Source organism: Lederbergia citrisecunda (genome assembly GCF_018343695.1).
GTDB lineage: Bacteria > Bacillota > Bacilli > Bacillales > Bacillaceae_C > Lederbergia > Lederbergia citrisecunda.
Genome location: NZ_JAGYPJ010000001.1, coordinates 2,666,373 through 2,687,740, shown reverse-complemented (window position 1 = coordinate 2,687,740; position 21,368 = coordinate 2,666,373). Strand labels below are relative to the sequence as shown.

At 36.0% G+C, this 21,368-nt stretch carries 17 protein-coding genes; 16 read left to right on the top strand and 1 reads right to left on the bottom strand.

Annotated elements, in window-relative coordinates; translation table 11 throughout:
- Window positions 1-77 precede the first annotated feature (77 nt).
- From KHA93_RS13320 to KHA93_RS13305, 4 genes are all read left to right on the top strand, one after another.
- The gene (locus KHA93_RS13320) at window positions 78-3,140 is read left to right on the top strand and encodes an Ig-like domain-containing protein (RefSeq protein ID WP_213111173.1); all 3,063 of its coding nucleotides are present in this window, start codon (window positions 78-80) and stop codon (window positions 3,138-3,140) included.
- A 360-nt stretch (window positions 3,141-3,500) separates the two neighbouring features.
- Complete coding sequence (locus KHA93_RS13315) at window positions 3,501-5,195, top strand: methyl-accepting chemotaxis protein (protein WP_349772293.1); 1,695 nt, start codon at window positions 3,501-3,503, stop codon at window positions 5,193-5,195.
- Between the two features lie 27 nt (window positions 5,196-5,222).
- Window positions 5,223-5,834, top strand: coding sequence for a response regulator transcription factor (locus KHA93_RS13310; RefSeq protein WP_213111172.1), 612 nt, complete (start codon window positions 5,223-5,225; stop codon window positions 5,832-5,834).
- A 265-nt stretch (window positions 5,835-6,099) separates the two neighbouring features.
- Entirely contained in the window at window positions 6,100-7,794 is a 1,695-nt protein-coding gene (locus KHA93_RS13305; protein ID WP_349772292.1) for a methyl-accepting chemotaxis protein, read from the top strand.
- 196 nt (window positions 7,795-7,990) lie between these two features.
- On the opposite strand, the gene KHA93_RS13300 is transcribed toward KHA93_RS13305, so the two are convergent.
- Window positions 7,991-8,782: an SGNH/GDSL hydrolase family protein gene (locus tag KHA93_RS13300; RefSeq protein WP_213111171.1), complete on the bottom strand. Its 792-nt coding sequence runs from the start codon at window positions 8,780-8,782 to the stop codon at window positions 7,991-7,993.
- 164 nt (window positions 8,783-8,946) lie between these two features.
- Between KHA93_RS13300 and KHA93_RS13295 the strand changes: the two genes are divergently transcribed.
- The 12 genes from KHA93_RS13295 (at window position 8,947) to KHA93_RS13240 (ending at window position 21,367) form a co-directional block, all read left to right on the top strand.
- A complete protein-coding gene (locus KHA93_RS13295) occupies window positions 8,947-9,681 on the top strand; it encodes a YveK family protein (protein ID WP_213111170.1) in 735 nt (244 codons plus the stop codon).
- The gene (locus tag KHA93_RS13290) at window positions 9,674-10,363 is read left to right on the top strand and encodes a CpsD/CapB family tyrosine-protein kinase (protein WP_213111169.1); all 690 of its coding nucleotides are present in this window, start codon (window positions 9,674-9,676) and stop codon (window positions 10,361-10,363) included. Before KHA93_RS13295 ends, KHA93_RS13290 begins: the two co-directional genes overlap by 8 nt.
- Window positions 10,364-10,438: 75 nt before the next feature.
- Window positions 10,439-11,206 (top strand): tyrosine-protein phosphatase, encoded by a 768-nt coding sequence (locus KHA93_RS13285; RefSeq protein WP_213111168.1) that lies wholly within the window; start codon window positions 10,439-10,441, stop codon window positions 11,204-11,206.
- A 664-nt stretch (window positions 11,207-11,870) separates the two neighbouring features.
- A complete protein-coding gene (locus tag KHA93_RS13280; RefSeq protein ID WP_285891554.1) occupies window positions 11,871-13,691 on the top strand; it encodes a polysaccharide biosynthesis protein in 1,821 nt (606 codons plus the stop codon).
- Between the two features lie 20 nt (window positions 13,692-13,711).
- A complete protein-coding gene (galU, locus tag KHA93_RS13275) occupies window positions 13,712-14,587 on the top strand; it encodes a UTP--glucose-1-phosphate uridylyltransferase GalU (protein WP_213111166.1) in 876 nt (291 codons plus the stop codon).
- Between the two features lie 318 nt (window positions 14,588-14,905).
- On the top strand, window positions 14,906-15,586 hold the full coding sequence (locus tag KHA93_RS13270; protein WP_213111165.1) for a PIG-L deacetylase family protein: 681 nt from the start codon (window positions 14,906-14,908) through the stop codon (window positions 15,584-15,586).
- Window positions 15,587-15,608: 22 nt separating this feature from the next.
- On the top strand, window positions 15,609-16,430 hold the full coding sequence (locus KHA93_RS13265; RefSeq protein ID WP_213111164.1) for a formyltransferase family protein: 822 nt from the start codon (window positions 15,609-15,611) through the stop codon (window positions 16,428-16,430).
- 2 nt (window positions 16,431-16,432) lie between these two features.
- Entirely contained in the window at window positions 16,433-17,086 is a 654-nt protein-coding gene (locus KHA93_RS13260; protein WP_213111163.1) for a sugar transferase, read from the top strand.
- A gap of 1 nt (window position 17,087) precedes the next feature.
- Window positions 17,088-17,966: an NAD-dependent epimerase/dehydratase family protein gene (locus KHA93_RS13255; RefSeq protein WP_213111162.1), complete on the top strand. Its 879-nt coding sequence runs from the start codon at window positions 17,088-17,090 to the stop codon at window positions 17,964-17,966.
- A complete protein-coding gene (locus KHA93_RS13250) occupies window positions 17,966-19,201 on the top strand; it encodes a glycosyltransferase family 4 protein (RefSeq protein ID WP_213111161.1) in 1,236 nt (411 codons plus the stop codon). Before KHA93_RS13255 ends, KHA93_RS13250 begins: the two co-directional genes overlap by 1 nt.
- Window positions 19,202-19,205: 4 nt before the next feature.
- On the top strand, window positions 19,206-20,243 hold the full coding sequence (locus KHA93_RS13245) for a polysaccharide biosynthesis protein (protein ID WP_213111160.1): 1,038 nt from the start codon (window positions 19,206-19,208) through the stop codon (window positions 20,241-20,243).
- A 14-nt stretch (window positions 20,244-20,257) separates the two neighbouring features.
- Window positions 20,258-21,367, top strand: coding sequence for a capsular polysaccharide biosynthesis protein CapF (locus KHA93_RS13240; protein ID WP_213111159.1), 1,110 nt, complete (start codon window positions 20,258-20,260; stop codon window positions 21,365-21,367).
- Window position 21,368: the final 1 nt, after the last annotated feature.

The following is a 21,368-nucleotide window of genomic DNA, read 5'->3' as shown; positions in this document are numbered from 1 at the left end:
TTGCCTCCGAATAATGGAATTAATAGTACTTATCTCCTACTATAATGGTCTTATAAACCTAAAGGGGAGATAAGTGGATGGGGTATGTGAGAAAAGCATTAACCATTATGTTAACGCTCGTTCTGATTTTTCCAACATTCGCACTAGCGGAAACGAACGGAAATTCTGATGAGCTTTCCGGAAATTTAGTGATGGGTTCAGGTTCTAAAAAAGAAGGAAAGGAGCAATATTTAAATCCTACAGATTATCCATTGAAAAAGGATGGGGAACTAATTTCCCGTCTAATCGACAAATATAAGGTTACTCAAAGTTTCACGTTGGAAAGCATGAGAGCTGATGATGATGAAACGATGCGGATGAGGATTTTATATGAAACGGATGAGACTTACTTTAAGGATGGTCTCGTTACGTTGGAGTTTTTTACAGAAGATAGAGGGTCAATGGAGTATATTGGATCTCTTGACTATGATACGTATGGTACAAAAAATCGTTTGATCACCTCCTATATACCAAAAAGTTTATATAGTAATAAGCAATACGTGTATGTAAGAATTGGACTTTACGAATATACATGGGATACGCATTACACTACTACTGCACTCTTCAAAGTACAAAATCCTTTTAGCACACAAACACCCGAACCACCCACAGAAGAAAAGTATGTCCTTGTCAGCAACGAGTCTGTTAATGGCAATGCTGCTCAACCCACAGGAACGTTTTCAATTAATAATGATCAATATACATTTAATAAAAAGTTGGATTTAAACGCGTACAAATTAGATGTGAATATACCATTTGATGTAGAAAAGAACAAAGAGAAAAAGCTTAAAAAAATGGATATATCATCAAAAAGTTTAGTCAAAGTAGGAGATAGTAAAGCATTTTGGGTTACATCGTTTGAAACGAATGCTGATTATCAGATTACGGCAAAACTGCTTTATACCGGTACAAAAACGAATGTCTGGGTTCATAATAATGAAATTACATCAACGGATGCCGATAAAATCGGTAAAGAATTTGATCAAAAAATTTATTCATTAGTCACTTCAAATTTTGCGAACGAATCAGACGTTGACGGGGATGGAAAAATTAATATTCTTTGTTTTGATATCCAGGATGGCTTTAACGGGTACGGCGGTTTTATTGGAGGCTATTTCCATGGAAGAGACTTATTCGATATGCCAAACTCGAACCGAATGGAAATTTTTTATCTAGACACGTATCCTTCAATGGGATTCGGAGCTTCTAAAGATTTAAGCAGTGCCTATAGCACATTGGCTCATGAATTTCAACATATGGTGAATTTTAATCAGAACGTATTTGTTGAAAATGGTACGCCCATGGATTCTTGGCTAAATGAAGGATTATCCATGGCTGCCGAGCAAATGTACACTGGAAAAATATTAACGGATCGTATTGATTATTATAATTATGCTACTGCTATTACGAATGGGCACTCTTTAATATACTGGGATAATTCTGGGGACACTTTATCCAATTATTCTTTATCGTATTTATTCACTCAATATGTAAGAACGCAAGCGATGCAAGGAAACAAAATTTTTAAAGAGATCTTAATAGATAAAAAGAATGATTACCAAGCAGTTGCAAATGTTGTAAAAAAATATGTAGACCCCACAAAGAGTTTTGGAAAGTTTATGACCGATTTCCGCGGAGCTCTTTTACTAAAAGAGACGAGTGGTAAATATAGTTTCAACGGGGAAACTGGATTTAACAGCATTCAACCTAAGTTATTCACTGGATCTTCAGCTAATTTAAGAGGTGGCGGGGCAGTCGTTAAGAAGACGAATAAGTCCGACGTTCCGACGACGAAAGGAAATGATGTTACCTATACATTCTTTGATCTTGGAGAAAAAGATACAACTCCACCCGCAAAACCAGTTGTGAATCCGGTTAGTGATATGGACGCAAAAGTGACTGGTACTGCAGAAGCAAGTGCAACCGTATATGTAAAAGCTGGTTCAACAACCTTAGGCTCTGCTAATGCAGGAACTAACGGACAATTTTCAGTGTCAATTGCTAAACAGAAAGCAGGTACAAATTTGACGGTTTACGCCGTGGATAAGGCTGGGAATCAAGGAGCTTCCGTTACAATAACGGTTATGGATAAAACTCCACCAGCGACACCAACAGCAAACCAAGTAAGTGATAAGGATAAAATTGTCTCAGGAAGTGCTGAAGCAGAGTCGACAGTAACAGTTAAAGCCGGCACGAAGGTTTTGGGAACAGCGGTAGCGAATAATACAGGAAAATACACTGTAACTATGAGTGTATTACAAAAAGCAGGCACGGTTCTAAGTATAACGGCAACTGATAAAGCGGGTAATGTAAGTGCAGAGAGAAAAGTTACCGTAGTTGATAAAACTCCACCTGCCATGCCAACCGCAAACCAAGTGAGTGATAAGGATAAAACGGTGACAGGAAGCGCGGAAGTAGAGTCAACAGTTAAAGTTAAAGCAGGATTGAAGGTATTGGGAACGGCGGTAGCGGATAAAACAGGAAAATACTCGGTAACTATGAGTGCATTACAAAAAGCGGGCACGGTACTAAGTATAACCGCGAATGATAAAGCAGGAAATGAAAGTGCGGTAAGAGAGATAACGATAGTTGATAAAACTCCACCAGCCTTGCCAACCGCAAACCAGGTAAGTGATAAGGATAAAACGGTCACAGGGAAAGCTGAAGCGGAATCAAAAGTAACGGTAAAAGTGGGTACGAAAGTATTGGGTACATCGAACGCAGATAAAACAGGAAAGTATACAGTGACATTAGGCTCTATCCAAAAAGCAGGCACGGTATTAAATATTACTGCGACCGACAAAGCAGGGAATGTAAGTGCAGTAAGAAAGATAACTGTTGTTGATAAAACTCCGCCGGCAGCGCCAAAAGTAAATAAAGTAACGATTAAATCAACTTCTGTTACTGGAAATGCTGAAGCAAATTCAACGGTTTATGTAAAGGTTGGAACCAAGGTAATTGCGTCAGGAAAGGCAGCTACAAACGGTAGCTTTTCGATTAAGATTAGCAAGCAAAAAGCTGGTACAGTTCTTCAAGTTTACGCAAAAGACAAAGCAGGAAACACAGGAAAAGCAACAAAGGTGACGGTGAAAACGAAGTAAAGAAAAAGTGGCGGGAGAATCATGCTCCTGCCGCTTTTTTTGTTATTGGAAATCTACACCAAAAGAATCACAAAATTTGTCAAATTTCTCGGTAAAATTGACTAATTTTGTCGTATTTTGACTTAGTTTGTTGAATAATAAAAACCCCTATTTTATGATGAAAACGGACTAGGCAGAATCCAATTTTATACAGAAATTTTATTGGAAAGTGGGGTGAACGTCCTAAGTTTAAACGTGTGTTTTCTGATTTTTTATATTGTTAAATTTCCTTGGCTATATAACCGAATTATAGCCATTTTTTTATGTGCGAATTAATGGTTGTTCTGCCTGTAAATTTATAACTGAAATGAGGAAAAGAAAGTGAAGAATTTATTTATATTTAAAAGTTTAAAAATGAAAATATTATTTGGATTTTCTATTGTTATTTTTCTGTTTATCTCGTTTAGCGCTTACAATATTATTTCTGTGATAAATGTGAACAGTAGCACAAAAAGTATCATTAATAAAGACCTCCAACTATTAATTGCAGACGAACAATTAGCTACAACAATGGCCAATAGAATTGGAGTTGCACGTGGTTATATCATGGATGGCGATAGTAATTATAAAAAGGAATTTAATGATTACACTGAGCTAGGAAAATATTATGAGCAAATGGCTAGAAATGTTGGAGTTACAAAAGAATTTGACGAATTAATTAAACGTACAGTTGCATGGCGTACCTATATAACTGAGCATGTTTTTGATGAATATGACCGTGGAAACGAAGAAATGGCAAAACAAAATTATTTAAAAGTAAGACAAGAGGCAAAGGAAATAATGAGTGGTTACGAAAAACTGGCGTTGGAAAAGGAATCCCGGATCCAAGACCAGGGGCAACTAATCATATCTAATGGCCAAAATACATTTAGAGTTTCCATCATCTTCACAGCGTTAGTCATTTTAGTTAGCATCGTAGCAGCCCTCATTACAGCAACTCTCATCACAACTCCAATCAAAAAAGTAATGGAACGGATGAAGTTAATAGCTAGTGGTGATTTAAGTCAAGAATCATTAATAACGAAATCAAGGGATGAAATCGCACAGCTCGTTGTTTCTACTAATGAGATGAATGATAGAATTCGAGAACTCATTCGTGAAATCAATGTCGTCTCCGGAACGATTACTGGACAAAGCGAGGAGCTGACTCAATCTGCTAACGAAGTAAATGCAGGTTCTCAACAAATAGCGGCCACGATGCAAGAACTGGCAACAGGTACGGAGACACAAGCTACAAGTGCAAGTGAATTAGCTGCAATTATGGTGTCATTTGCTGATAAAGTTCAAGAGGCAAAAGAAAATGGAGAACATATTCAACATGCTTCAACTGGAGTGCTAGAAATGACAAATGTAGGCCGAAGCTTAATGGAAAATTCCAGTGAGCAAATGACGAAAATTGATCACATTGTTCAAGATTCTGTCCTAAAAGTAAAAGGTCTTGATAGTAAATCTCAAGAAATCTCTAAATTAGTTGGAGTTATTCAAGAAATAGCGGATCAAACGAACTTACTTGCTTTAAATGCAGCAATTGAAGCAGCAAGAGCGGGCGAGCAAGGTAGAGGCTTTGCTGTTGTGGCAGATGAAGTGAGAAAACTTGCCGAACAAGTCTCAGCTTCTGTATCTGATATTACAGATATTGTAGTTGGAATTCAAAATGAATCGAGTGTAGTCACAGCGTCCTTGCAGGATGGATATAAGGAAGTAGCGCAAGGAACGAGCCAAATTGTAGCGACACAAGAAACGTTTAATGGAATTAGCTCTGCAGTATCGGAAATGGCCACTAATATTAAAACAGTCTTTGAAAATATACTTACTATAGCAGCGAACAGTGAAAAAATGCACGAATCAATTACGGATATTGCGGCGATCTCAGAAGAGTCTGCTGCCGGGGTGGAACAAACGTCTGCATCATCCGAGCAAATCAGTAGTTCAATGGAAGAAGTAGCAAATAGTTCAACAGATCTTGCAAAATTAGCGGAAAACTTAAATGACTTAATAAACCGCTTCAAACTTTAAAATGAATGAAGATAGGAGGGGATGGAAATGAGTATGGTTGATATAGTAGAAGAGTCAAATAGAGTGCATGAATGTTTAAATCAATATGCTAAAAACTATAAGCCAGCCAATCGTTTATTAAAACGAAAACAAAAAAATGAATTACCAAATTTATTAATACTTGATCTGAATTCATATGTAGACTTGCATAGAGCGGTTCCTTTATATCTTGATCAAAACATCATCGTTGCTGTATGGATTTCTGATGAGGATATACAATACCTACCAGAATTACTCTCAATGGAGTTGCACGGATATTTTTACAAAGATATGAAAAAGAGTGAAGTGATTTATGCAGTTAAGTGCATCATGAAAGGGATGCATTATATTCATCCCCGCCTTTTATCTGTCTTACTTGAAAGCAACGAATGTATAAAGAAAATGAAACCGAAAAGACCGATAGGATTATTGACAAAAAGAGAATGGGACGTCCTTGAACTTATTGCAAAAGGCTACTCGAATTGTGCCATTTCGCTTCAACTTAACATCGCATCGAAAACAGTAAAAAGTCATGTACTCTCAGTGCTAAAAAAACTAAAAGTTGATAATAGAACAAATGCAGCAACTCTAGCAATCAAGAATAATTGGTTTTATCTGTGAGCTCGAATAAAACGTGGCCTCTGGAAATAGAGGTCACGTTTATTATGGTCCGAGTCCAGAAAACGACATGAATCAACTTGATAGGTAATAATATCTATTTTTGCTACAAATTGTTTGTAAAGTATTGAATAATAAGTACCTGTACTCTATGATGATAGTATCATTCGTGACCCGAAGTATAGGGTTCAGATTAAAACTATCATAATATATAGATTTTGGCTATTTCTTAGGAAACTAGCCAATTTTTCATGATGGAGGCGGGAAAGTGAAGAAATTGTTCAATTTTAAAAGCTTGAAAACGAAAATATTATTAGGATTTTCGCTCATTATTTTATTGTTTATTGCTTTTGGACTATATAACTTTATGACTGTTAAAAATGTAAATCATAATACAGATGAAATTCTTGATAAAGAGCTGCAACTCTTAATTGTTGATCAGGAACTATCGGCGAATATAGCAAATAGGGTCTCTCTTTTACGAGGTTTTTTGTTATTTGAAGACGAGGAATATCGAAATCAATTTTACGCTTTAACAGAAAAGGCAATTTTAGATGAAAAAAGGGCAATAGATTTAGGTGCTGGAGAGGATTTTAAACAACTTGTTGATCGTACAATTAATTGGCAAACAGATATCGAGAATAATGTTTTTGCCATGTATGATAAAGGACAAAAAACATTAGCAAACAGAAACCATGCGTCTATCACAAAAGAAGCTGAAGAAATCATTACAGAGTACGAAAAAATTGCTATTAATAAAGAACACATCATCAAACAAAAAGGCAAAAGTATCATTACGAATGGAGAAAAGTCTTTATATATTGTATCTATTTTTATTCTTTTAGTAGTCGTTGTTAGTCTCACCTCTGCTATCATTACATCAAACTTCATTACGAAACCGATCAAGAAAGTAATGGAGCGTATGAAATTAATTGCGAGTGGAGACTTGAGCCTCGAATCGCTAAAAACGACATCACGAGATGAAATCGCGCAATTAGTAGTCGCGACAAATGAAATGAATGGAAGAATACGAGAATTAGTAAGTGAAATCAATACTGTTTCTGAAAGCATCACGAGTCAAAGTGAGGAAATGATGCAATCTGCAAATGAAGTCAATTCCGGATCACAGCAAATAGCGACCACGATGGAAGAACTAGCAGCGGGTACTGAGCTTCAAGCTTCAAATGCAAGCGAGTTGGCGGAAATCATGGTATCATTCGCGGGAACGGTTCAGGAAGCGAATGAAAATGGCGAACGTATTCAACATGCATCAACAGAAGTATTAGGCATGACGAATGAGGGCAATTACTTAATGGAAACCTCAAGCCAGCAAATGGAAAAAATCGATCAGATCGTTCAGGATGCTGTTGAAAAGGTAAAAGGATTGGACATAAAATCTCAAGAAATATCGAAATTAGTTTCCGTTATTCAAGAGATTGCCGATCAAACCAATTTACTAGCGTTGAATGCTGCGATTGAAGCAGCAAGAGCGGGCGAGCAAGGACGAGGATTTGCAGTCGTAGCAGACGAAGTACGAAAACTTGCGGAACAAGTATCCAACTCCGTAGCAGATATAACGGGTATCGTAGCAGGCATCCAAAAAGAATCCAGCATCGTGACAAACTCATTGCAAGCTGGATATGAAGAGGTCGCCGAAGGAACAAACCAAATAGAATCGACGAAACAAACATTTGATAAAATCAGTTCAGCTGTTACCGAAATGGCGAATAACATTAAAACGGTTTCTGATAATATCATGAATATATCCTCTAATAGCGAAAAAATGCAAAAGTCAATCACCGAAATCGCAGCAGTATCAGAAGAATCCGCTGCAGGAGCTGAGCAAACGTCTGCTTCTTCTGAACAAATAAGCAGTTCGATGGAAGAAGTCGCAAATAATTCAGCGGATCTTGCTCGATTAGCAGAAAACTTAAATGGATTGATTAATAGATTTAAATTATAAGACGTGGACCCATTCCTTGAAGGAGTGGGTCTTTTTATTCTTGGAGGTTCTAGCAACTGATGATATTTAAGAAGGAATTGCTGAAACTTTTGGGTTAATTGGAGTTGAGTGAGTAGGATATGAAGAAATTGGTGAATAATTTTTTAAAAATGATGAATTCAAGCGAGGAAGCCCGAACCTTCGGTTCGGGCTGAGGCTATTCTGCAATAAATTTTTCTTTCAAGTATTTAAACCATAATTGATGCCCTTTCTCATTAGGAGAACTTTTGTCTTCAAGATAGTAACCTATCAAACTCTCATCATCCGGCCAAGTGGTCCAATGGTCCCAGTATTCAATGTGTTGTTCTTCCGCGAACTCCTTTAATTTTCCAACTTGATTTGGGTAGTGTGTGGTTCCAAATACCGGATGCGGTGGCTGCAAAACAAGTACAGCCTTATTTCCTGCTTTATCTAATGCGTTCATAAACTTCTCGATGTTTCCACTATTATTTTGGGGTGCTGCCTTGTTGTCGATCCATTTAAATGGTTCAAACAAAATAAAATCTGGCTTCCAATCGACAATCTCCTGCTCGTGACCGCCACCGATAAATCGATCGGATGAAAGGTCGTATTCAAAAATCCCTACTTCGATATTATCTTTCCCGTATGTATCTTCAATTGCATCCCGCAGCATAACAGACCAGCCACCTACTTCTTTTCCGAGCGCGGGTGATCCAACGAATGCGAGTTTGTATGTACGTCCGTCTTCTACTGCCTTGCGGAAATCTTCACTTGCTTGAGCAGGCCAGTTTGTCGTCTTGCCGAAAATCTCCAAACCTTTCAATTGAACTTCATCTTCATCTACAGGAGCTGTTTCCTCCCTATTCACTTCTATATCTTCCGCTGCTTTAAATGAAGATATATTCGTTTTATCCTTCCAATAAAAATGTCCGGCCGCCAAAAATATAGCGCAGGCCAAGACTGCAAGAGTAGCTATAAATGCCCGCAATTCTATTCCCTCCAGTAGTAAAATAGAATGAAATCATTGTGAAAATATGTAAATAAAATGTTTAAATTTAGATATTTTGATAATTTATAGTAAAAATTACCTAATATTATGCTATAATAATACACATTATGGAAAAAGTCGACAATTACCGCAGGAGGATACTAATGGAAGAAACAATTAGCTTGAAAGAGCTTATGCAAACATTAAAGAAAAGATTAAGTTTAATTATATTAATTACTGTAGCAGCCGTAACGATTAGCGGTGCTGTCAGTTTTTTTGTTTTAACGCCAATCTATCAATCTACGGCCCAACTCCTTGTTAACCAAGCAAAGAGTGATCAGCCGATCTATAATCCTTCGGAAATCCAAACGAACTTGCAATTAATCAATACATATAACGTAATTATTAAAAGCCCGTTTATTCTTGATAAAGTTATTGACGAAATGAATCTAGACGCAACAGCGAAAGGGCTTTCAGAAAATATTACTGTTCAAAGTGCAAAGGATTCACAAGTGGTAAATCTAACCGTTCAGGATCCGAATCCGCGAAAAGCTGCAGAACTTGCGAACAAAATCGCAGAAGTGTTTGAAAAAGAAATCGTACCTTTAATGAAGGTCGACAATGTAAATATTATTTCTAAAGCAGAAATAAATCCATCTCCAGTAAAGCCTCAACCAATGTTAAACATTGCTATTGCTTTTGTTGTAGGTCTGATGGCGGGAGTAGGGTTAGCATTCTTACTTGAATATTTGGATAATACAGTAAAAACGGCAGAAGATGTCGAGAGACTTTTAGAACTACCAGTGCTCGGATCTATTGCTACATTTGAAGATCAAAAAGTAGAAAGACCTGAACGGGCGGCTCGAAAGACAAGGGTAAGGAGTGAGACAATTGGCTAAGAGTACATTACAGTCAGGGAGAAGAAAGCTAATTTCTAAAGTAAATCCAAAATCTCCTGTATCAGAACAATACCGAACGATTCGGACAAATATACAGTTTTCTGCTGTAGATGAAGAAATAAGAACAATCATGGTTACATCATCAGGTCCAGCTGAAGGAAAGTCGACGACGGCTGGTAATCTAGCCGTTGTGTTTGCCCAGCAAGGTAAGCGTGTCCTCCTAGTCGATGCAGATATGCGGAAACCGACCGTGCATTATACATTCGGAATGAACAATGCCTATGGACTAACGAATTTATTAACGAAACAAATGGAATTAAATGAAGCGGTCAAAACGACAGATGTTTCAACACTAGACATCTTAACATCAGGGCCGATTCCGCCAAACCCAGCGGAATTATTAAGTTCAAAAGGAATGGGAGAGTTTTTCAATCTCGCCAAGAAAGAATACGATACAATCATTTTCGATACTCCACCTGTTTTGGCAGTTACTGATGCGCAAGTATTAGCGAATAAATGTGACGGAACGATTCTCGTTATCTCTAGTGGGAAAACAGAGATTGAGAGTGCCCAAAAAACGAAAGACCTTCTGACTGCAGCAAAAGCAAAGGTACTGGGCGTCGTGTTAAATAATAAAAAAATGGAGAAACACGATTACTATTATTATTACGGCACAAAATAATTTATTGACATTTAGAGGGAATATAGTAAATTATTACTAGGACAAAAGTATTACGAAAGAAGGGGAGGGTTAGCAATGATTGATATACACTGTCACATTTTGCCGAATGTAGATGATGGAGCTAGTCATTTTACAGATAGCCTACACATGGCTAAACAGGCTGAAAGTGAAGGGATTCATACCATTATTGCCACTCCCCACCATCAAAATGGTTCATATGTTAACGCGAAAAAGGATATTGAAAAAAAAGTCGCGGAACTCAATGACTATTTACATTCTGAAAAAGTAGATGTTCATATATTGCCAGGTCAAGAGACTCGTATATATGGAGAATTACTAGAAGATTATGAGGCTGGTGAGATTTTAACGCTCTCCGGCATCTCAAGTTACCTATTCATCGAATTACCATCCAATCACGTACCACACTATACAGATCAGCTTTGTTACGATATGCAAATGAAAGGCCTAATACCTGTCATTGTACATCCTGAAAGAAATTCAGAACTTATTCAACGACCTGATAAGCTATACACTCTCGTAAAAAACGGTGCAGCTACTCAAATAACAGCTACAAGCTTTGCTGGTTATTTTGGAAAGAAGATTCAAAAATTTGCATTTGATTTAGTTGAATCCAATTTGACCCATTTCATCGCATCGGATGCACATAATACAACAACCCGTGGATTTAAAATGTCCGAAGCATATGATTTGCTTGAAACAAAATACGGATTAGACTCAGTCTATTATTTTATGGAAAATGCAGAATTAATTGTAGATGGAAAAGACATTTACAGAGAAGTTCCTGAACGAATAAAAAGAAAAAAGATATTCGGACTATTTTAAGAGTTGATTCGATTATTTTTTTTGTTAAAAAATGTCTAGACAAGTAGACTTCTTGTCCTTTTTCATTCAATTAATCAACATCAATTGGTTCTACCTAACTGTGGGCATCAGCTCAGTGGCAATAAAAGTTGCCTCCGTACATTTGTCCTGTCTCGTCATGTTTCTGCAAAGTTTCTAAAGTGTGTACGTCGACGGACAGGTATTTTCGCCATTTTCTATTATTTCGAAATACTAAATGTCACGACATGTGATGTTACAAGGTAATAAGATATATTCGGTAATGTCTCCTATCCGTTATAATTGGGGGCACTCGGTCATGCTGTGGGTGGTAATACTACCTTAGACGCAAATTGTTGTCGAAAGGATGGCGTGAGGATGGGTTAGATGCCCCTAATTTAATTAATTTAGCTAGAAAACAAACTAAATGATTATTAATCCTATTTAGGACTTTTTAACCAAAAGTAAAGACTTATATAAATGTCTAATGAAAGCGTACAGGGTTGTGCGTTTTCATTAGACATTTATTCGTATAATGAAAAAGTTATTATATGTTTTTTTGAACTAATGATTTTCTGACAAGATCGATTTGCAACCATTTAGTCTTATTTATAAAGTTTGTACGTCGATTTTCGCATTTCTAATAAAATGAAAAGAAGGGATGAACTTGACATATCAAAAGCGAGTACCGCTATTGATGCTACTTGACTCAATCATTGTTTTATTTTCCATCTATGTAGGATATTTCATCTTGCATCCTTATTCTGACTTTTATACGTCAAAACTATTGCTTGTAAGTTCCATCATCTTGCTTATTAGTCACCATTTATTTGCCATTATTTATCGTCTTTATAATAAAGTGTGGGAATATGCAAGTGTTGGGGAGTTAGTTACTATAGCGAAAGCGGTTACTTTTTCTATCGCCACTGCTGCAATCGCTCAGGCTGTAGGAGTCGGTACAATATACGGAAGAGTCTTGCTAATTACATGGATGCTCCATATTTTATTGATTGGCGGATCTCGATTCTCGTGGAGAATGTATCGAGATCAATATATTAAATCCAATCAAGAAAAAAGGCGAACATTAATCGTTGGTGCTGGCTCAGCAGGTACAGCCGTTGCGAGGCAGCTTCTTCATAATAATGATGTTGATTTGAAACCAGTCGCCTTTGTGGATGATGATATTAAGAAGTACAAGCTTGAAATTTATGGGATTTCCGTATGTGGTGATATCGAGCATATCCCGGAAATTGTTAGAAAAGAGAAGATACAAGATATTATTATTGCGATACCATCTTTATCAAAAGTGGAAATAAGAAGAATATATGAAATTTGTGCCAAAACGGATGTGAAAATCAAAATCATGCCGATGATTGAAGATATTATGACTGGAAAGGTATCTGTCAATGCGATACGTAATGTTGAAGTAGAGGATTTATTAGGTCGTGATCCTGTTGAACTCGATATTAGCAGCATAACTGAATCAATCACAGGAGCTACAGTTTTAGTAACAGGTGCAGGAGGCTCTATTGGATCGGAAATTTGCAGGCAAATTTGTAAATTCTCTCCAAAAAGACTCATACTTCTTGGACATGGTGAATTTAGTATTTATAACATCGACATGGAATTGCGCAACCAATATGGGAATAAGATAGATGTTATTCCGGTAATAGCGGACGTCCAAGAACGAGCTCGAATATTTGAAGTGATGGAAGAGTATTTACCTGATGTCGTATACCATACAGCAGCCCATAAGCATGTTCCTTTAATGGAATATAATCCGAGAGAAGCTGTGAAAAACAATATTTTTGGAACAAAAAATGTAGCAGATGCAGCTGAAACATTCAGGGTTAACACATTTGTCCTCGTTTCAACTGACAAAGCCGTCAACCCACCAAATGTTATGGGAGCAACAAAACGAATTGCGGAAATGATTATTCAAAACTTAGCAAAAGAAAGCAATACGAAATTTGTTGCCGTTAGGTTTGGAAACGTGCTTGGAAGTCGAGGCAGTGTCATTCCTTTATTTAAAAAGCAAATTGAAGATGGTGGTCCAGTCACTGTTACTCATCCTGATATGACAAGATACTTCATGACCATTCCAGAAGCATCAAGACTCGTCATCCAAGCAGGAACATTAGCTCGTGGTGGAGAAGTATTCGTGCTTGATATGGGCGATCCAGTAAAAATATCGGATCTCGCCAAAAATTTGATTACTCTCTCTGGGTATACAATAGAAGAAATCGGAATTGAGTACAATGGAATTCGTCCAGGTGAGAAGATGTACGAAGAATTATTGAATGAAAATGAAATTCAAGAGAAGCAAATCTTCCCAAAGATCCATATTGGAAAAGCAGAACCGCTTGGAAAAACGGAATTATTCACTCTTATTAGTAGTTTAAAAGATATGACAATAGATGAATTAAAAGAAACCATTATTTCAGTCGCAAATAATAAAGAAATAACGAAACTTCAGATTGCAGAATAGTAAAACACGGAGGGTGTTAATTGAAAACCGTTAGAAAAGCAATTATCCCTGCAGCTGGACTTGGTACGAGGTTCTTGCCTGCAACAAAAGCAATGCCGAAAGAAATGCTTCCGATCGTAGATAAGCCAACGATTCAATATATTGTTGAGGAAGCGATTGAATCAGGGATTGAAGATATTATCATTGTTACCGGTAAAGGAAAACGTGCAATTGAAGATCACTTTGATAATAACTTTGAATTAGAGGACAATTTAGTAAAAAAAGAAAAATTTGATTTACTCGATAAAGTAAGGCAATCATCTAATGTTGACATCCATTATATTCGCCAAAAGGAACCAAAAGGATTGGGCCATGCCGTTTGGTGTGCCAGGAAATTTATCGGTGATGAACCATTTGCGGTTCTTTTAGGTGATGATATTGTACAAGCTGAGACTCCTTGTTTGAAGCAGTTATTAGATCAGTTTGAAGAAACGTATTCGTCCGTAATTGGCGTGCAGAGTGTACCAAACGAAGAGACACATCGATATGGGATTGTTGAACCTTCTTTTAATGAGGGAAGAAGGTATGAGGTAAAGAATTTCGTAGAAAAACCGAAACAGGGTACAGCTCCTTCGAATCTTGCGATTATGGGGAGATATGTTTTTACTCCTGAAATCTTTACATACTTAGATAACCAAGAAATTGGAGCTGGAGGAGAGATTCAGCTGACGGATGCGATACAAAGGCTAAATGAGATTCAGAAAGTTTATGCTTATGATTTTGAAGGTAAACGATTTGATGTTGGAGAGAAGTTAGGGTTTATTAAGACGACGATTGAGATGGCATTGCAAGATTATGAGTTAAAGGAAGAATTAGTTGGATATCTTGAGGGATTGTTAGGGAAGGTTGAACAATAAGCTAGGATGAGTAAGCCCTGTCCATATTCATTACATAGGTAAGATATGGGCGGGGCTTTTTTGGGTTGTATTGGAACATGGGAAAGAAACGCTATAAAAATTGATCAAAAGGTAAATATCTACTTTGTATTTGCTTAATTGAATGAAAAGATGTTTGACGAAGGTAATCGAAGTAATTGAAAATTAGTAGTTTAGTCGTTGGTTGCGGAAACAGAGAAAACTTTTTTCAATTAAGTCTTAGTTAACTAAAAAAGTTGTTTAATGGCAAATTAATAGATTGCAAGAGTTGAGAATAAAAAACAAGCGAGGTTCAATCATATGTCATATTTAGTTGTTGTTGCACATCCAGATGATGAGGTTTTAGGAGCAGGTTCTACAATGTATAAGCTTGCTCAAGAAGGGCATTCAGTTAATGTCTGTATTCTATCTGGAGAAGTGAATGCTAGGAACTTCCGTCCTGCTACGGATGAACTAAATGAAGATGTAAAAACTTCAATGAGTATTTTAGGTGTTGATAGAATTATTACTGGTGACTTTCCAAATATTGAACTAAATAATGTACCACATTTAAAAGTTGTTCAATTTATTGAAAAAGCCATTATTGAAACAAATGCTGAGGTTGTCTTTACTCATCATCCGGCAGATTTAAATAATGATCATTTACACACTTCCCTCGCGTGTCAAGCTGCAGTTAGATTATTCCAAAGGAGAGATGATGTACCACCGCTAAAAGAGCTTCTTTTTATGGAGATACCATCGTCTACGGAATGGGGTTTGAACAAAACCTTTAAACAGTTTTCACCAAATACCTTTATTGAGGTCGGTGAAAATGGAATTGATAAAAAAATAGAAGCTTTAGCACAATATCGTGGAGTTATGAGAGATTATCCACATCCTAGAAGTAAGGAAGCAATCAAAGGTCTGGCAGCTTACCGGGGTGGACAATCAGGAATGGTTTATGCGGAAGCCTTTGAAAGTGTATTTAGACGTGGATTTTAGAAAGTAGAAAGGGTGGAATGCGTTGAAGAAGAGAATTGCATTTGCAACTTGCGTTCAGTTAGGGCTAAGTTGTATTGAAGAAATCTACCGTATTGGTGGGAATCTGGACTTACTAATTACCCTTAAAGATGCAAAAGCTATGAATAAGTCTGGAAGAATCTATTTAGATAATATTGCAAATGAACATAATGCACCTCTATTGAAGATTGATAATATCAACGATCAAGAGGTTCTTTCTGCTTTAAAGGAATACCAGATTGATTGGTTGTTTATTATTGGTTGGTCTCAAATTGCTAAGAAAGATGTACTTGAAACTCCGACTTATGGCTGTATCGGTATGCACCCTACCTTATTACCAATCGGAAGAGGGAGAGCGGCAATACCATGGGCAATTATCAAGGGGTTAGAAGAAACTGGTGTAACTATGTTTAAGTTGGATGAAGGTGTAGATACCGGTTATATTATCGGTCAAGGGATTATTAAACTAGATCAGAACACTACAGCAACAGAACTTTATCAAGACGTTGATGATATGCACGTTACACTAATTTCGAAGTACTGGAATGATATTGTTAATAACAATATTACACTTATGAAACAAACTGAAGAATTGGCTACAGAGTGGCCTGGAAGAAAACCTGAAGATGGCGAACTTTTAAACAGTATGAATATGGACGAAGCAGATAAGTTAGTAAGAGCAGTTACACATCCCTACCCAGGTGCTTTTTACAAAGATGGAGATAAAGCATACAGAATTTGGTCTGCTAAAACAAATAAAGATGATGGGCCTATAAAACTTATTGATGGATATTTAATTCCTATTGATTATGAGGTAGAGGTATAGTCATGAAGGATAAGAAATTTCAAAAAATAATTAAACGTTTATTTGATGTTGTAGTTTCGTTAATAGTTCTTATTCCATTTCTTCCAATATGGATATTAATTGCAATTTTAATCAAGGTTACATCTCCTGGCCCGGTGTTTTTCTTACAAGATAGACCAGGGTTAAATAAGAAAATCTTTAAAGTCTATAAATTTAGAACGATGAGACCGGGTTCAGAAAAAATGGTTAAAGGACAAGAAGTAATGAAAGATGATGACCGTGTCACAGCCGTTGGAAAGTTTCTTAGAAGAAGTAAAATAGATGAAATTCCTCAAGTATTAAATGTATTAAAAGGTGAAATGAGCCTTGTTGGTCCAAGACCTGAACGAATAGCATCACTAGCTGATTATACTGAAGAAATTTCTAAAAGGCTTGATATGAATCCAGGTATGACAGGATTAGCTCAAGTAAGTGGTAATATATATCTTTCTTTAGGAGACCGTTATAAGTTTGATGTTTATTATGTAGAGCATTATAGCTTGTTACTTGATCTGAAAATAATTATTAGGACTGTTGGTGTTGTGTTATTTGGCGAAGATAGATATGTTAACACGTATTTGGTAGAAATTAATTTAGGAACTGTAGAAGTAGCATCTACTAATGAGGAGAAGGTTTGAAATGAAAAAGATACTAATAACTGGAGTTAATAGTTATATAGGTACATCATTTAAAAAATGGATTTCACAATATCCTGATAAGTATTCTGTAGATGCTATTAGTTTAAGAGATGAACATTGGAAGGAAAAGTCGTTCTTTGGATATGATGTAATTTTCCATACAGCAGCAATTGTACATGTTAAAGAAAACGATACAGCTAATTACTTTAAAGTTAATAAAGAACTAACAGTAGAGCTAGCTAAGAAAGCGAAAAAAGAAGGTGTAAAGCAATTCATATTTTTAAGTACTATGGGGGTTTATGGTACTGAAACGGGATTTATTACAAAATATACTAAGCCAATACCAAAGACCACTTATGCCCAGTCAAAATATGAAGCTGAACAGCCTTTATTAGAAATCAATTCTAGTGATTTTAATGTAGCAATCCTACGTCCACCGATTGTATATGGTAAAGGATGTCCTGGGAACTATGTTAGGCTAGCGAGATTGGCTCTAATGTTACCAATTTTTCCTGATATAGATAATAAGCGAAGCATGATATATATTGATAATTTATCTGAATTTATAAGGATAATAATTGATAATAACCAAGGTGGTATATATTTTCCGCAAAATAAGGAGTATGTGAATACTACTGATTTAGTAAGGCTTATCGCAAAGGCTCAAGGGAAAGAGATTAAAACATCAAAGGTTTTTAACTGGGCTCTTGCAATAGGCCTTAAAATGTCAAGGACACTAAGGAAAGTATTTGGATCCTTTGTCTATGATATAGGAATCTCAGGAAGCTGTGGGACTAAAATGAATATGAAAAAAATAGACTATGAGGTTGTTTCGTTCGAAGAGTCAATTGTACGCACTGAAGGTAGGGAGCAGATTTAATGAAAAAAAAGAAAGATATATTATTTTTATGTCAGTACTTTTATCCTGAATATGTTTCTTCTGCTACACTACCTTTTGATACTGCATTGGCGCTTAGTAAAGCTGGATTTACCGTTGGAGCGATATCTGGTTATCCCAAAGAGTACAATCAAATTGATGAAATACCAATGAAAGGGACTTATGAGAATATTGAGATAAAAAGATTAAAATATATTCAACTTAAGCGAACAAACTTCATTGGAAGATTAATAAACTATTTCTCATTTACCTTTATAGTTGCTTTACGATTTTGGGAGCTAAGAAAATATAAAACAATTATTGTTTATTCAAATCCACCTGTTTTGCCGTTAATTGCGGCACTTGCTAACAAATTTTTTGATACAAAGGTAATCTTTGTTAGTTATGATGTGTACCCCGAAATGGCTTATATTACAAACACTATTTCAAAGGATAGTGCAATAAGCAAAATGATGAAAATTGCTAATAAAAGTATTTTTAAGCATGTAGATAAAGTAGTAGCACTTTCGAATGAGATGAAGGCTTATCTACTTAAGCATAGATCAGCACTATCGGACCACCAAATAGAGGTTATTCCAAATTGGTATGAAGATAAAGGATTATCTGATGTGGAAGAGTCATCTAAAAATAAATTATTCCATCCGCTAAAAAAAGATGGAAATCTTATAGTATCCTACTTTGGAAATTTAGGAATATGTCAAGATCTCGATACCATAGTTGATACGATACGCCACTTAAAAGATAATAGGAAAGTTCAATTTATTTTTGCAGGTCATGGTAATAAGATGGGGGTGTTAAAAACTATTGTAGAAGAGGAAAACCTAAATAATGTTAGTGTTTTTGATTTTTTACACGGTCAAGATTTTCAGGACGCTCTTAATATCAGTGATTGTTTCATCGTCAGCTTGGTGGATGGTTTAACTGGATTAGCTGTACCTAGCAAAACTTATAGTTATATGATGGCTGGTAAACCGGTAATCGCAATTATTGGGAACGAATCCGATATAGCTAAAGATTTAACTGAAAATAATGCTGGCTATTCGATGGAGGTAGGAGAGAGCTCTAAAGTTGTGGGTGCTATAAATGAACTCTTGGAAGATAAAGTTAAGCTCAGCTATATGGGAGAGAATTGTAGGAAAGTTTTCCTTGAAAAATATACAAAGGATCATTGTACTCAACAATATGTCAAAATGATGCGAAAAACTCTGGAGGGTTAAAATTATGTTTAAGGATAAAACGTTATTAATTACAGGTGGTACTGGTTCTTTCGGTAATGCTGTTATGGAAAGGTTCTTAGATACGGATATAAAAGAAATTAGGATATTTTCCCGCGATGAAAAGAAGCAAGATGATATGCGAAAACATTATAAGAACGATAAACTTAAATTTTATCTAGGAGACGTCAGGGATCTAGCTAGTGTAAAAAATGCTATGCATGGAGTGGACTATATCTTTCATGCAGCGGCATTAAAGCAGGTCCCATCATGCGAGTTCTTCCCTCTTGAAGCCGTAAAAACTAATGTAATAGGCACTGATAATGTATTAACTGCTGGAATTGATTTTGGAGTTAAAAAAGTAATTTGTCTTTCAACGGATAAAGCAGCTTATCCAATTAATGCGATGGGGATTTCAAAAGCAATGATGGAAAAGGTATTTGTTGCTAAATCGAAAACTGTTGATTCGGATAGGACACTAATTTGTGGAACTAGATATGGCAATGTTATGGCTTCACGTGGATCGGTTATACCGTTATTTATTGAACAAATTAAAAGTGGTCAGCCCTTAACGGTAACCGATCCTAATATGACAAGATTTCTAATGAGTTTAGAGGAAGCAGTAGAATTAGTAGTGTTTGCATTTCATAATGCTGCAGCAGGCGATATTATGGTTCAAAAATCCCCAGCTAGCACTATTGGAGACCTTGCTCAAGCTGTAAAAGAATTATTTAATGCAGATAATGAAATAAAAATTATTGGAACCCGCCATGGGGAAAAACGTTATGAAACACTTCTTACCAAAGAGGAATATGTAAAGGCAGAAGATTTACCTGGTTTCTATAAAGTTCCCGCCGATCAAAGAGATCTTAACTATGATAAGTATTTTGGAGAGGGAGATCAAAAGCTTACTAGTGTAGAAGAGTATAATTCGGATAATACACAAATCCTTAGCATTGAACAAATTAAAGGAAAACTACTTGAATTAGATTATGTACGACATGAATTAAAAGAGTGGAATAAAAAAGTTCACGTTATGAATTAAGGGTGGTATGAGTGATGAATATTCTTGTTACAGGTGCAAAAGGGTTTGTGGGAAAAAACCTTATCGCAGAGCTTAAAAACAACGGGTATAACGATATATTTGAGTTTACAAGGGAAAGCGATACTTCCCTACTTGAGAAATATACAAAAGAATGTGATTTTGTCTTTCATTTAGCTGGGGTTAATCGACCAAAAGATGAAAAGGAATTTATGGAAGGTAATTTAGGTTTAACTTCTCAATTACTAGAATTATTAAGGAAACATAATAATAATGCCCCTGTGCTTTTAACGTCTTCTATTCAAGCAGAAAAGTATAACCCATATGGAAGAAGTAAAAAAGCCGGGGAGGACTTATTATTAAATTATTATTATGAGACAGGTGCTAAAGTATATGTATATCGACTTCCAAATTTATTCGGTAAGTGGAGTAAACCAAACTATAATACAGTAGTTGCAACATTTTGTCATAACATAGCTAGAGGCTTAGATATACAGATTAACAACCCGGATGCCGAGCTAAATCTTTGTTATATAGATGATGTATTAGAAGAGTTTATTAGAGCTTTAGAAGGAAGACCTAATGTTCAGAATGATTTATGTGTTGTACCTGTAACACATAATATTAAGCTTGGAGATTTAGCGGACCTTATAAGGAGTTTTAAAGAAAGTAGGAAAAACTTAAGTATCCCTAATATGGAGGATGCTCTAACTAAAAAGCTTTATAGTACTTACTTAAGCTTTTTACCAAAGGATCAGTTTTCTTATGATCTTAAAATGAATTCCGATCATAGAGGCTCCTTTACGGAGTTTATAAGAACACCTGAAAGAGGACAAGTTTCTGTAAATGTATCAATGCCAGGAATAACGAAAGGAAATCATTGGCACCATACTAAAAATGAAAAATTTTTAGTTGTTAGTGGGGAAGGCTTAATTCGCTTTAGAAAGATAGATTCTGATGAAATTATAGAATATAGAGTTAGTGGAGAAAAGTTGCAGGTTGTAGATATTCCTACCGGTTATACACACTCTATTGTAAATGTAGGAAAAAGTGACCTTGTAACAGTAATGTGGGCAAATGAATGTTTTGATCCAGAAAAGCCAGACACTTATTTCGAGGAGGTATAAT